Source organism: Variovorax sp. 770b2, assembly GCF_900115685.1.
Classification (GTDB): Bacteria; Pseudomonadota; Gammaproteobacteria; order Burkholderiales; family Burkholderiaceae_C; genus Variovorax.
The window spans coordinates 761,837-775,465 of the sequence record NZ_FOXJ01000002.1 but is presented as its reverse complement, the minus strand read 5'-3'; the positions used below and the strand labels follow the sequence as shown (position 1 = coordinate 775,465).

Annotated in this window: 5 protein-coding genes; 1 reads left to right on the top strand and 4 read right to left on the bottom strand. The window is 70.0% G+C overall.

Annotation, left to right across the window (positions count from 1 at the left end; all coding sequences use genetic code 11):
• The first annotated feature begins 84 nt into the window (after positions 1-84).
• Entirely contained in the window at positions 85-717 is a 633-nt protein-coding gene (locus BM133_RS19115) for a cysteine hydrolase family protein (protein WP_093436964.1), read from the top strand.
• Positions 718-996: 279 nt separating this feature from the next.
• On the opposite strand, the gene BM133_RS19110 is transcribed toward BM133_RS19115, so the two are convergent.
• The 4 genes from BM133_RS19110 to BM133_RS19095 all read right to left on the bottom strand — a co-directional run bounded on the left by BM133_RS19110 (position 997) and on the right by BM133_RS19095 (position 13,413).
• Positions 997-6,393, bottom strand: coding sequence for a two-partner secretion domain-containing protein (locus BM133_RS19110; RefSeq protein ID WP_093436961.1), 5,397 nt, complete (start codon positions 6,391-6,393; stop codon positions 997-999).
• Between the two features lie 2 nt (positions 6,394-6,395).
• Positions 6,396-8,171: a ShlB/FhaC/HecB family hemolysin secretion/activation protein gene (locus tag BM133_RS19105; protein ID WP_256219261.1), complete on the bottom strand. Its 1,776-nt coding sequence runs from the start codon at positions 8,169-8,171 to the stop codon at positions 6,396-6,398.
• A gap of 14 nt (positions 8,172-8,185) precedes the next feature.
• Complete coding sequence (locus tag BM133_RS19100) at positions 8,186-10,252, bottom strand: CHAT domain-containing protein (protein ID WP_256219260.1); 2,067 nt, start codon at positions 10,250-10,252, stop codon at positions 8,186-8,188.
• A 272-nt stretch (positions 10,253-10,524) separates the two neighbouring features.
• On the bottom strand, positions 10,525-13,413 hold the full coding sequence (locus BM133_RS19095) for an ExeM/NucH family extracellular endonuclease (RefSeq protein ID WP_177224873.1): 2,889 nt from the start codon (positions 13,411-13,413) through the stop codon (positions 10,525-10,527).
• Positions 13,414-13,629 lie beyond the last annotated feature (216 nt).

Sequence of the window (13,629 nt, the reverse complement as noted above, 5' to 3'; positions counted from 1 at the left end):
ATCGATGAATGGCTATCGGGCCACTTTCGGCAAGACGCCGGAAGGCGAACAATCGAGCCCATACCCACCGAGAAGGAGCCAGACATGAGCAACACCCCCACCCCGCGCCGCGCCCTCGTCGTGATCGACGTGCAGAACGAATACTTCGAAGGCGGCGGATTGCCGATCGAGTACCCGCCCATCCTGGACACGCTGCCCAATGTGACCCGCGCCATGGATGCGGCGCGCGCAGCCGGCACGCCGGTTGTCGTGGTCCAGCACCACGCCCCCAAGGGCGCGCCGGTGTTCCAGGCCGACACCCACAACGGCCAATTGCACCCCGAGGTCGCGAACCGCCCGCGCGACCACCTGGTCACCAAGACCTTCCCGAGCGTGTTCACCAGCACCGACTTCGCCGACTGGCTCACCCGCCACGAGATCGACACGCTGAGCGTGGCCGGCTACATGACGCAGAACTGCGATGCATCGACCGTGTTCGAGGCGATGCACCGCGGCCTGAACGTGGAGTTCCTCGCAGACGCGAGCGGCGCGCTGCCGTATGAAAACGCGGCGGGCAAGGTGACGGCGGAAGAAATCCACCGCGTCTTCAGCGTCGTGTTCCACAGCAACTTCGCGGCCGTGACGACGACCGCCGCGTGGATCACAGCGATGCAGGAAGGCCAGGTCATCGCGAAGGACAACGTGGTGATGTCCAACCGACGCGCGCGCGGGGTTTGAGCGTTCGGGGCGGCGATCACGCCGACGGTGGGCCCTGTTTCGCGAATGTCCTCCGGGCTTCGCCCTCCCCCTTGATTTCGCGACACAGGGCCCACCGCCAGCGCGATCTTTCAGAGCACTTGTTGATCGGCCCGCACAAGCAGAGCGCTTTGGGTGTGCAGAGCATCGGGTGCTCCCCGCAGCGAAATCAAGGAGGCGGCCGCAGGCCGGGGGACATTCGCGGAGGGGAGCACCCGGTGGCCTGCGCACGCGCCCCGAACGAGAGCGCGCCTGAACGACTCAGAAGTCCGCACACCCGTTGCGCTTCTCCGTATCCACGCAACTCGAGAGGTTCGGCCGCGACCGCACGCGCGACCATTCGCGCGCCAGGATGTCGCCGCCTTGCGATGCGCGATCCCCTTCGAGCGCCCCGGTCGCGAAGCACATCGGCGGCGGCCCCATGTTGCGGTCGTACAGCCAGGTGGACGGCAAATCGCGCAGCACGTCCGGCCGCGGCAGATTGGGAATCACGGACACCTGCAGCGTCCCCGGCACCACGTTGACCGCATACCCCTCGGCCGAGGTGAAGCTGCCGTTGATCGGATAGCTCCCCGGCGGGCTCGCCGCGTTGGCCGTCGTGCCCGGGGCGCCGTTGAAGCCCGCGCCCGTGTCGCCCAGGATCAACCCGCCGATGAAATAGCTGAAGAACGGATTCGCCGCACCGAACGGCCGGCTCGCATTGTTGATGACCACCGTGGCCACCGGCTGCTGCGCATAGATGAAGTGGTTGTCGCCCGGCGACACGCTCACCGCGCACAGCCCCGAATACGCGCAGTGGTACAGGTTGGGCAGCAGGCCCGAGCCACGCAGCCCGCCGCGGTTCTCGCCGATCCAGGTGTCGGCCCACACGCGCCACGGCGCGCCGCCGATCGTGTAGCCGCCCAGGTTCTGGAAGCGCGAAGCCGCCACGAGATCGGCGCCGCTGCCGCTCGTCACATTGGCGCCCAGCAGGAGGTCGCCCGAGAGCGTGCGCACGAACACCGTGTCGGCCGCCATCGAGGTGGCCGACGCGACCTGCGGCGCATTGCCCGCGGCGTCGTAGCCGGTGACCGAGACCGAACCGAGTTGCACCGTATCGACATCGACATACCGGAACGCACCTGCCGCGCCACCGCCCACGGTGTCCGCGCTCACGTTGTTCGCCGCCGTGTCGAGCAGCACGCTGCCGGCCGTGGAGCGCGCCATCAGCGTGCCCGCCGTGATCGGCGCCGCGGCCGTCTGCGTGATGTTGCCGCGCGAGAGCAGGCCGATCTTCGATGCCGTGAGCGCGCCGCCCAGGTTGATGTTTCCGCCGCCTTCGTTCTGCAGCGTCAGCGCCGAAGGCAGCGCGAGCGGCCCGACGATGTTGATGTCCGCCGCATGCGCATTGCTGCCCGCCACGATGGTGGGCGCGCCCAGCCGCGTGAACTCGGCCGCCGACACCGCGAAGCCGTTGGCGGCCGTGCCGCCCAGCGTGATCGTGTTGGCCGTGCGGTCGACCGCATTGCCCGCCGCGTCCACGCCGCCGGGACGCAGGTTCAGCACATTGCCCGCGCGCACGGTGCCGTCGATCGCCAGCGCATCGATCGAGCCGTCGTTGCTCGCGCGCAGCACCACGTTGCGGTTGCCGTCCACGCGCGCGCCGGTGGCAATGGCCAGGCCCGTGCCGTTGGCGCCCGATTCGCCCGCGACGTCGATGCTGCCCACGCCCAGCGTGGTGACCAGCGTGTTGGCGGCCAGCAGCACGCCGCCCGAGGTGGCGCTCGCGACGCCCGGCGTCACCAGGCCGCGGATGCTGATGTCGCCGTCGATGCTGCGCACCTGCGTATTGGCCAGGCTCACGGCCTGCACCGAGATCGGCCCCGTGCTGGCGTCGTTCACGCCGCTGCCGATGCCCAGGATCGAGATGTCGCCGCTGGTGGTGAGGATCTGGTTGGCCGGCCCGGTCGCGTTCATGCGCACGCCCGCGCCGCCTGGCGCGGTGCCCGAGATCGACACGTCGCCCGTGCTGCTCTGGATCGTGATGCTGCTCAGATCGACCGTCGCGGTGAAGCCCGAGAACGTCGGCGCAGCGCGCTTGCCCGTGATCTGCACGAAGCCGCCGGGGCCTGCATCGCCCAGCGCGGTGGTCCGCGTGTCGATGCTGGTGTTGGTCAGCTGGATCGCGGCGCCGAAGTTCGTGCCGTTGTCGGCATTCATCGTGACGTTGCCGCCGTTGGTGTTGATCGCGCCGTTGAAGAAGATCGCGCCGCCCTGCCCGCCCACGCCCGCGTTGAACACCACGTTGAGCGCACCGGCGTTGGACTGGATCTGGTTGTTGTTGAAAGCCGTGATGCCGTGCGCGGCGTCCAGTTGGAAGGTGAGCGGTGCGCCGCCTACGGAGCGCACGATGGCCGCGTCCTTGGCGAAGGTGATGGCGCCGTCGAACGCATTGCCGCCGGTGCCGGTGGTGATGGTCACGCTGGTTCCCTTGTCCAGCGCGGCGTTGATGTCGCCGTCCTGGACGACCGAGTTGGCCAGCGGATCGAAGGGGTTGCCGGTGAGGCTGCCCGCGGCGGTGCCGTGGGCGATGGTGACGTTGAAGGGGTCGATCAGCCATGAGCCCGCGTTGCCCGCGCCGCCTACGGGCACGGAGGTATCGACGCGCACGCCCGTCAGGTCGAAGTGCGGGGCCGATGTTTCCACGAAGCCGCCGTTGCCGCCCGAGGCGCCCCCGCGCGCCGAGAGCGCCCCATGGGCGCGCAGCGTGTCGCCCGCGACCACCTTCACGATGCCGCCGTTGCCGCTGCCCGTGGCATTGGCATCCAGTTGGGTCGTGGCACCCACGGCAACGGAGCCGGTGCCCGCGATGTCGATGCTGCCGCCGCCGGTGGCGCCGCTGGCATCCAGGCGCGCGACCAGCACGTCGCCGTCTCCGAAGTCGACGCCGTCGACCAGCACGTTGCGCCCGCGCACCGAGATGCTGCCGCCCTTGCCCGTGCTGCTCGCGACCGAGATCAGGGCATCGGTGGGCGGTGCGGCGTTGACGGACGGCGCGGCATCGAGCGCCTGGAAATCCGAGAACGAGTTCACGCGCAGCGAGACGTCGGTGCCCTGCGCATCGATGGCCACCGTGCCGCCGTCGGCCCGCAGTGCATTGGGCTGCCCCGCGTCGGTGCTCACCTGCACGCCCCAGGCCGAACTGCCGTCGGGCGTGATGACGATGGCGCCGCCGGTGTCCAGGTTGGCGGTGAAGCCTTCGCCGCCCGCCTTGCCGATGATGTCGATGCGCCGGCCGTTGCCGGCCGTGACGTTGCCGCCGATGAACACGCCGTCGGAGCTGCCCGCGGAGCGGCCTTCCTCGGCGAAATCCGCGCTCTGGCGCATCGCGTCGAGGTTGCCGCCGGTGCCTTCGATGCGCACGTCGCCACCCGCGACGACGCCGGCATTGCTGCTGATGTCGACACCGCTCTGGCTGAAGATGCTGGCCACCGGCATGTCGGTGGTCCAGTCGGTGCCGCGCCCCGTCAGCTTCACGTCGCCGCCGGTCGAAGCGACGGTGGTGCCGTAGCCCACGTTGACGCCGTTCCCGCCGACGCCGCCGATGCCATCGACGCTCACCGTGCCGGTGCCGTCGGCCTTCAGCGTGCTGTACCAGAGCGCGACGCCCTCGCTCGACGAGAAGCGGGGGTTGCCGCCGTCGTCGGTCGCCACCCACGAGCGGCCCTGCCCGCGCAGGCTGACGATGCCGCCGGCGTTGGTGGCCAGCGTGCTTTCGCTCACGTAGATGCCGGCGACCCACTGCTCGTCGGAATGCGACGACGAGCCGCCCACCGCGCGGCCGTTGAGCGCATCGCCCTGGCCGAAGAAGCGGATGTTGCCGCCGTTGGCGTCGATGGTCGCGCCCGTGAGACGGATCGCGCCCGCGTAGTCGGTATCGAAGTTCGGACTGTTGCCGCTCACGGAGATCTGCGCGGGGTCCGCCGCGCGGGCCGCGATGGCGCCGGTCGAGTCGGCGTTGAAGTCCACGTGGAGCGCGCCCAGCTTGGACACGATCGAGGAGCCGTTGTCCATGCGGATGCTGCCGGCGGAATCCACCCGCAGCGTGGCAGTGCCGCCTTCCTGCTTGACCACCTGCACGTTCTCGCCGAACAGCACGCCGCGCTGGTCGCCGATCGCGCCGCTCGCGAGCGTGACGTCGGTGCCGCGGCCCAGCGCGTTGCCGATGCTGCCCGCATGCACGCGCGCACCGGGCTCCAGGGCCGGAAAGGCCGGGTCGAACGCGGCGATGTCGGCCGCGTTGGCCACCTCGAGGTTGCCGGTCGGGGTGTCGATGCGCCAGCTGCCGTTACCCCCACCGTTCGCGCCGCCGCCGGCGTCCACGCGCGCATCGCCGATGCGAAGGCCATCGGCCTTGGTGGTGATGGTGCCGCCGTTGCCGCTGCCCGCGCCGCGCGCGCTCAGTTCGCCGAACACCTGGACATGCGATTCGCGCTGCGGGGCGGCCAGGCCGTCCGCGAGGACCTGGCCCGTTGCCGTGCCCACGTCGATGGTGCCGCCCGCGCCTTCGCCGGTGGCGCTGGCGCGCAGCGCCGAGCCGGAAGAGAGCGCCACGTCGTAGCCGCGCACCGCGACCGTGCCGCCGCCCGCCTGCCCGCTGGCATCGAGCAGCGCCGGCGGGCCTTCGTTCGTGGCCTCCAGTTTGACCTGCCCTGCCGCGATGCGGATGGTGCCGCCGCGCTCGCCGGCCGCGGCGCCCGTGGCGTCCAGCGTGCCGCCGGTCATCGCGACCTGGTTGTCCCGCCCGCCGCCCAGGAAGATCTCGCCGTTGCGCGTGCCGATGGAGCGCGCGCGCACCGTGCCGGTCTGGTTGACCACCAGTTCGCCCACGGTGATGGAACTGCCCACGAGCGCCACGCGCCCGCCGTCGGCCTGGATCGTGCCGCTGTTGCCCACGGCCGCGCTGGTGGCCATGGCGTCGGGCGCGATCACGATGTTGGTGAGCCCGTCGCCCACCAGGTCCAGCGTGATCTTGCGGCCCGAGGCCAGCGCGACCGTGCCGTTGTCGGCCGTGATGGTGCCGGTGCTGCCGTTGCCCACCGCCGCGCCCATCAGCACCACTTCGCCGCCGCCGGTGGCGGTGATGCTGCCCAGGTTGCGCACCGCAGCCGTGTTGACATCGGCGCGCTCGAAGGTGAGCTTGGTGGTGCCGTCCATGAAGCTCTGGTTGGAGGTCGTCAGTGCCAGGGTGGAGGCGATCAGCCCGCCCACGTTCACCGTCGCGCCCTGGCTGAACATCACGCCGTTGGGGTTGACCAGGATGACGCGCCCATTGGCGTTGAGCTGGCCCGCGATGGTCGAGAGCTCGTTGCCGGTCACGCGGTTGAGCAGCACGCTGCTGGCGCTCGGCTGCACGATGTTGACGACGCCGCCCGCACCGATCGAGAAGGTCTGCCAGTTGGCGATGCCGCGCGCGAGCGGCTGGGTGATGCTCATCACGGCGCCGCTCTGCGTCATCGCGACGCCGCCCGCGATGGGCAGGAAGCCCGTGGGCAGCACCTGCGCGATGGCCGGCGAGAGACCCGCGCACAGGAGCGAGATCGCCAGGGGCCGCAGTTGCAGGCCGCGATGGGTGCGATGGGGATAAGGCCGTTGGCGGGAGAGGTTGCGTTGCTTCATGGTCAGAACGCCTTGATGAGCTGCACGTAGAGGCGCGGATTGCGCCCACCGCCGTCGGTCTGCGCCGGCGGCGTGCCGGCGCGCCAGGCGAGCGTGGCATTGATCGAGAAATTGCCCGGCCGCGACCAGCTCACGCCCACGCCGTAGCCGCGCAGGCTGTGGCTGTTGGCGCCGTCGTAGGGCGTGGGATTGCGCACGATCTTTCCGTGCGCGGCGTCGTAGAACAGGAAGGGCGTGAGCTCTTCGTTGAGCGACCAGCGCCACTCGACCGTGCCGATCACGCCCTGGTCCACCAGGAGTTCGCCCGAGGGGTACGCACGCACCGCGCGCGCGCCGCCGAGCGCGAGTTTCTCGGAGCCGTCCAGGTTCTTGCTGGCCCACTGCCCGCCCACCGACAGGTACAGCGAATGGCGCGGCATGATGGCCTGCAGGCGCGAGAGCTGGAAGCTCAGCTTGGTGAAGCCGCCTTCGGTGCCGTGGCCGCCGAGGCTCTGGTCGGCCAGGCGGCTCTCCGGATCGCGGATCGAAAGATTGCCGTGGTACAGCGTGCCCGAGCTCGCCCAGTAGCCGCCGCCGAACACCTCGTCGCGGCGCTCCCAGGTCCACCCCACGCTCAGGCCGTGCACGCGCTTGCGCGAGTTGGTGTTCGCGATGCCGACCTCGTCGGTCAGGTCCTTGATGTCGGCGCCCAGGCGCAGGAACAGGTTCTGCTGGCGCTGGCGGATCAGCGGGTAGTTCAGCGAGAAGTCCAGCACGTTGGCGCGGCCGCGCGCCTCGTAGTCGGCGAACTGGCCGCCCAGCTCGTAGTTCACGCGCGCCAGGCCCACCCCGGCGCGCAGGCCGCTGGTGCCGATGGGCGCCTCGTAGGCGATGCGGCCGAACTGCAGGTCGTTGCTGTCGGACACCATCAGGCGCATATCGAGGTTGTCGCCGATGCCGAAGGGGCTCAGCCAGCGCGCGGTGCCGCCCACGCGATAGCGCCCCGATTCCTTGGTGCCGTGGTTGTCGGCCTCGGCCGTGAAGGCCCAGCGCGGCGCGGCAGCCACTTCGACCGAGAGGTCGGTGGTGCCGGGCGCCGTGCCTTCCTGCAGGCCCGACGACACCTTGACGCCGGGCTGGTCGGACAGGAGCAGCATCGAACGCTCGTAGCTCTGCGCGCTGACCGCCTCGCCCGGTTGCAGCGGCGCGAGAAAGCCGCGCACGCGCGCTTCGCTCAGCGGCGCATCGGGCGCGACGACCACGTCGACCTTGCCCAGTCGCCCTTCGATCACGCTGATCTCCACGATGCCATCGCGCACCGTCTGCACCGGCACGATGGCCTGCGCGAGAAAGTAGCCGCGCTCCTTGTAGCGCGCGGTGATCGCCTGCGCGAGCCCTTCGAGATCGCCCAGCGTGACGTCGCGGCCGATGTAGGGCGTGGTGATCGATTGCAGCTCTTCGTTGGTCAGCGCCTTGACGCCATTCAGGCGCAGGTCGGTGAGCCTGAACGTCGGGCCGGCGGGGCGCGGCGGGGCCGGCAGGCTCTGCGGCGCGACGGTGCCGGTCGCTTGCGCGAGCGGGCGGTCGCAGGTGCCGCACGGGTCCTTGGTGGGAAGCAGTTCGGTGGTGTCGCCCGCATCGTTGGCCGAGGTGGCCTGCGGTTCTGCCTGCGCTTGTTCTTCGGCATGCGCGCGATCGGCGGCCATGAAGAAGATGGCCGACACCAGGGCGCCGGTGGCCCAGGCGACGGGACGCAGCGCGCTGCGCGGAGCGAGGGCAAGGGAACGGGTTCGGTTCATGGCGTTGCGCATGCTCAGCTCCCCACCGTGAGGCGCCAGTTGCCGATCAGGTTGAACGGCGCCCAGAAGAAGGGATGAGACATCTTGGGGTCCTTCAGCACGGCCAGTTGTCCGGCCTGCATGGCCTTCTGGATGTCGCGGCCCTTGGAGAGCTCGCCGTAGAGCGTGCCCATGAGCACGGCGGTCGCATCGTCCGACACCGGCCAGAGCGAGGCGATGAGGCTGGAGCTGCCGGCCGAGAGGAACGAGCGCGTGAAGCCCAGCACCTCGTCGCCCTGCGCGATGCGCCCCAGGCCCGATTCGCAGGCCGAGAGCGTGACCAGCGCGGTGCCGTCCATCGGCATGCCCAGGATCTCGTGCGCTTCCAGGAAATTCTGCTTGCCGCCTTCGTTGGCCAGCAGGATGCGCGAGTACAGCGGATCGACCGCATCGGCCTCGGCGTGCGCGGCCACGTGCATCAGCGGCGAGCGCGCGGCCACCTCGCGGAACTGCGTCTTGGTGGCGGCCGCGCCCATGTACACGGTGTTGCGCGGGAAGAGTTGCGCGAGCTGCTTCACCTCGGTCTCGGCGCCGGGCAGGTCGTACTTGTCCTCGATGCGCGGATTGCCGAAGGCCACCAGCGAGGCGTTCACGCGCGGCGTGCGCTGCGCCAGCTGCACCGCGATGCTCATCGACGGCGCGACCGACACCGGGTGCGTCTCGATCACGTAGCGGCCGTCCAGCCGCAGCGCCTGGAACGGCAGGTAGTGCAGCGGGCCGTGCGGCACGATGACCAGGCGCTGGCCCGGCGCGAGGCCCAGCGGCCCGAGCAGCGCGGCGCCCAGCTTGTCGGCGTTGGTGATGGCGGTGCGGCGTCCGCGCACGATGGAGTTGCGGAAGGTCTCGACCAGCTCGTTGAGCTCGTCGCGCTTGACGGCCACCGTTTTCTCCTGAATGGCATTCGGGCTCACCACCCACACCACCAGCCGGTCGGGCAGCGAGTGGAACTGCACCACGCGCTCGTCGGCCGCCAGCGTGCGCTGCAGCGTGGCGAGGTCGACGGTGCTGGTGGCCTGCTCGCTGACCTTCGCGCGGCCGCGCACCGCATCGAGCAGCGCGCGCGAGCGGCTGTGCTCGCTGACCTCGAAGGCGGCGCGCGCATCGCCCGCGTCGCTGTAGACCGACACGCCGCGCTCGAACACCGATTGCAGGTCCGAGAACAGGCCCATCTTGAATTCTTCGCTGCGGAACCTGGCGCGCACCTTGTCCACGCCGCCGAGCGCCTGGCCCACGGCCTCGGCCGCGGCCTGCTTCTGGCCCAGCGCGATCTCGCTGCGCGCCACGCCGTCCCAGGCCCAGAGGCGGTAGTACTCGGTGTCGGCCCCGACCTGGCGCGCGGTGAGCGCACGGTACATGTCGCGCGCCTCGGCCGGCTTGTTCTCGGCCAGCAGCAGGCGGGCGCGGGTGCGGTCCAGCTGCGCGGTGAGCGGTGCGTCCTTGGGCGGCGCCATGGTGCCGAGCACTTCGCGCGCCCGTGCGGCATCGCCCGATTCGATGAGCGCGTTGACCAGCGAGGCCTGCACCAGCGGCGCATAGCGCGGCGAGCTGTTGGCCAGCGCCTCGTCGTAGCTGATGACGGCGCCCGAGAAATCGCCGCGGCGCGTGCGCACGTCGCCGATCACCTTCTGCACGGGGCCCACCACCAGCTTGGGGTCGCGCGCCGGGTGCTTGAGCGCTTCGCGTGCGAACTCCTCGGCTTTTTCGAGCTGGCCCGAGTAGCTGTAGACGATGGCCAGGTCGCGGTTGGCCATGGCCATGAGGTTCGGATCGCGCGTGGCGTTGGCCAGGTGCAGCGCCTTGCTCGCGGCGCGGATGCTCTGGCGGAACTCACCCGCCTCGGCCAGCGCGACGGCCTGGCTGCAGTACTGGTAGCCCGAGAGCTTGACCGCGTCCTGCCCGTAGAGCACGGCACCTTCGCTGGTCAGCGCCAGCAAAGTGTCGGTGTCGGCCAGGCGGGCCTGCTCGGCCTTGCTGGCCGCGGCCTCGGCGTTCGGCGCCTGCGGCTGTGCCGACGCCGAAGTACCGTAGCCCAGCAGAAGCATGCCGGCCAGGCCGAGCGCACCTGCGAATCCCGCACGACGACGTGCAGGGAGCTCCCATCCCCAACTTGAAAACCACGCCATTGGACCCCCGCACGCGGCCGGTGCATCTGCTGTTGCTGCAGATGCTCGACGCCGCGGAAGTGCGCGCCGTTCAGGCCTCGTGGGGAAAGTCTAGGAGGGGGTACCTCTCGCGCCTATTCGCAATACGGTCTAGCGCAAAAGGACTAAGTCATGAAGGCGAAACCGGCGTGGGGGCCGGTTTCGCCGTGTGCTCACTGCACCGTGTGCGCGCCCAGGCCCGCGGAGGTGTCGATGGGGAAGCTGTCCCATTCCAGCGACGGATCGAAGGCCAGGCCCGGGTTGCGGTCCCCGGCCTTGATGGTGGCCTTGCGGCGCAGCGTCTGGTTCAGCGTGCTGACGCCGCCGACGCCGGTCCATTCGGTGCCGGGGTCGGTGCCGACCTGGCCGATGCGGTCGATGACCACGCCCGACTTTTCCAGCGTCAGCGCATCGTCGCCATTGAAGTTGATGACGCTGCTGTTGATGATGGTGCCCGGCGGCTTGAAGGCCGCCGTTGCGGCATTGTTCGCAAGCACCAGCACGCCACCGGCAGGCAGGGAGCCGGTCAGCGGCGCGAAGCTGCTCGGGGCGGCCGCGCCGTTGGAATACAGGTTCAGGGTGTACAGGCTCAGGTCCACGGCCGCGGCGGTCGGGTTGTAGATCTCCAGGGCCTTGTTGGTCGCCGAGCCTTCCACGTACTCGCTGAAGAAGAGGTCCGGCGCGCCCGGCGGCGTGACCACCACCACGGTGCTCGCGTTCACGCTGCCCGACTGCACGGCCGTCTGGCCCGCGGAGTTGGTGAGCGTGACCACGACGCTGAAGGTGCCCGCGGCCGCGTAGGTGTGCGTGACCGTGCCGGTGCCCGGCGCCGTCGTGGCGGCGCTGCCGTCGCCCCAGTCGACGCTCAGCGACGCCAGCGTGGTCGCGCCACCGGGCGTGGCCTCCGAGATGTTCACGCTGTAGGTCTCGCCGACCTTCACCGCCGCCGGGATCGACGCGGTGACGATGGGTTGCGCCGCGGCCGCATCGGCCGTGAGCGTGAGGCCGACCAGCACGGGGTCGTGGTCCGACGCGCGGAAGGGCGTGGGCGCGAAGCGGTCGTCGGTGGTGAAGTCGGTGTTGTAGTCCAGCGCCGTGGGCTCGTCGGAGTTGATGTGCCAGACGCTCACGCCCGAGACCTGCGTCTTGAGCGAGGCCGAGGCATAGGAGTGGTCCAGCGCGCCGGTCTCGCCACCGAAGACGTAGGTGTAGCGGTCGTTGGCGGGCATGCGCTTGAGCAGGCTCTCGTTGCCGGCGGCTTCCAGTTGCTGGGTCGGGTCTTCCAGCAGGTAGCTGTTGAAGTCGCCCATCATCAGCACGTCGTTCTCGACCTGCGGCGCGCCCATGAGCTTGAGCTTGGCGACGAAGCTGTTGAGCGCCTTCGCCTGCTCGATGCGCGCCAGGTTGAAGCAGCCCTGGCCCATGTCGATGTCGCCCGTGGTGGGGCAACTGCCCTTGCTCTTGAAGTGGTTCACCACGAACCAGAAGCCGCCGTTGTTGCCCACGGTGTTGAAGCGCTGCGCCAGCGGCGGCCGTCCGCTCGCGGCGGTGTAGTTGACCAGGTCCGCGCCCGTCGGCAGCACGACGTTGCCCACGCGCTGCACCTTCGCGGGCTTGTAGAGGATGTCCACCTTGATGGCATCGGTGCCGAACACGCCGCTGTGCACCGCGGCATAGGTGTTCGCGCCGACCTTGGCGTTGAGCGCGGCCAGCAGGTCGTCGGTCGCCACGTCGGTGTTCTGGATTTCCATGAGCCCGACCACGTCGGCATCGAGCCCCGCGATGGCGGCCACGATCTTGGCCTGCTGGCGCTGGAACTCGACCAGGTTGTTGGCGCCGCGGCAGTTGCCCGCGGCAGCGGGGCCGGTGCCGAACGAGCAGCCCTGCCCGGTCTGGCCCGAGGCGGTTTCTCCGTTCAGGAACGTGGTGAAGTAGTTCAGCACGTTGAAGCTCGCCACCTTGAGCGTGCCGCCGACCACCGGTGCGGTGGGCTGGCGCGCATTGGTCTGCGCGAACACGGGCGCCACCGTCGGCTGGATGCGGTAGGCGCCGAAGTTGTGGCTCAGGATGCCGGTGACCTTCTGCGTCGTGTCGCCCATGCGCCGGGTGCCATCGGTGCCGGGCGCGCTCAGGTAGGGAATGGGGTTCGGGTTCTGCGGCGAGGCGCCGTCGTCCAGCACGATGCGCGAGAGCAGGTTCTGCGCATGCGTGGCCGATGCGTTGCCGTTGGTGGTGTTGAACTGGCGCCCGTTGAGCGACAGCACCATCTGGCCGTAGCGGCCGAGCTCGAAGAGTTCGGTCACGGCCAGCGGCTGCGCGATCTCCACCAGCATGCCTTCGTAGCGCTCCAGCGTGGATTCATCGGCCACCGGCAGCGTGATCTGCTTGGGGGCGACGGCCACGCCGCTGCCGCAGACGCTGATGACCAGCGGGTCGCCGCCGGTGCCCGCGATCTGCGTGATGGCGTCGGGCTTGGCGCCGGCACCCGCGGTCTGGCCGAACTCGGTCACCGCGCCCGAGACCTGGACGTAGTCGCCCACGGCCACGCGTGTGGCGGCGCCCGGCGCGTAGACGAAGATGCCTTCGGAGGTCGCCGGGTCGGCGTCGGGCACGAGTTGCTGCACGAAGAAGCCGTTGAGCTTCACGATGCTGGTGCCGGTGTTCTGGAAGTCGCCGACGACCACGCCGCGCACGGTCACGGCCTGGGACGCCATGGGGCTCAGGTCGCCCGTTCCCTGGATGGCCGAGATGGCCGTGAGCGGCGCGCTGGCCGGCACGGCGGCCGAGCAGGTGGGCGGGGTGACCGGTGGCGTCACGGGCGGTGTGACGGGCGGATCTTCCGGCGGTGTTTCCGGTGGCGTTTCCGGCGGTGTCGCGGGTGGCGTCGTCGGCGGCGTCGTCGGCGGCGTCGTGTCCGGCGGTGCGTTGCCCGAAGGCGGAGGGATCAGCGGGAAGGAAGCGCCGCCCCCGCTGCCGCCGCCACCGCAGGCGGTCAGCACGAGCGCCAGGGTCAGCGCCAGGAATTTGAGTTGCCGGATGGGCCTCGATGCCGGATGCGTCATGTGGGAACTTCTTGAAGGAGATAAGAAACAGCGGGCGAGCAGCGGCTGTTTCTATGTTCCTTGTGTGTCATCCCCGAGTAACCCCGATTTCACTTGGGTGACTGCGCAGGCGCGGCCTTGTCGTGGACAGCCCGCGCAAGGCGCAGCGCGACGCCATCGACGCGCGACGGCGCGAGGTGCAAGCGAGGATCGGAAGGGAGTGGTGCGCGAGACGCG

What these genes read in the sequence shown, in the direction of transcription:
- BM133_RS19115 (WP_093436964.1), top strand. Translation starts at nt 85, where the DNA reads ATGAGCAACACCCCCACCCCGCGCCGCGCCCTCGTCGTGATCGACGTG.
- BM133_RS19100 (WP_256219260.1), bottom strand. Translation starts at nt 10,252, where the DNA reads ATGCTTCTGCTGGGCTACGGTACTTCGGCGTCGGCACAGCCGCAGGCG.
- BM133_RS19110 (WP_093436961.1), bottom strand. Translation starts at nt 6,393, where the DNA reads ATGAAGCAACGCAACCTCTCCCGCCAACGGCCTTATCCCCATCGCACC.
- BM133_RS19105 (WP_256219261.1), bottom strand. Translation starts at nt 8,171, where the DNA reads ATGAACCGAACCCGTTCCCTTGCCCTCGCTCCGCGCAGCGCGCTGCGT.
- BM133_RS19095 (WP_177224873.1), bottom strand. Translation starts at nt 13,413, where the DNA reads ATGACGCATCCGGCATCGAGGCCCATCCGGCAACTCAAATTCCTGGCG.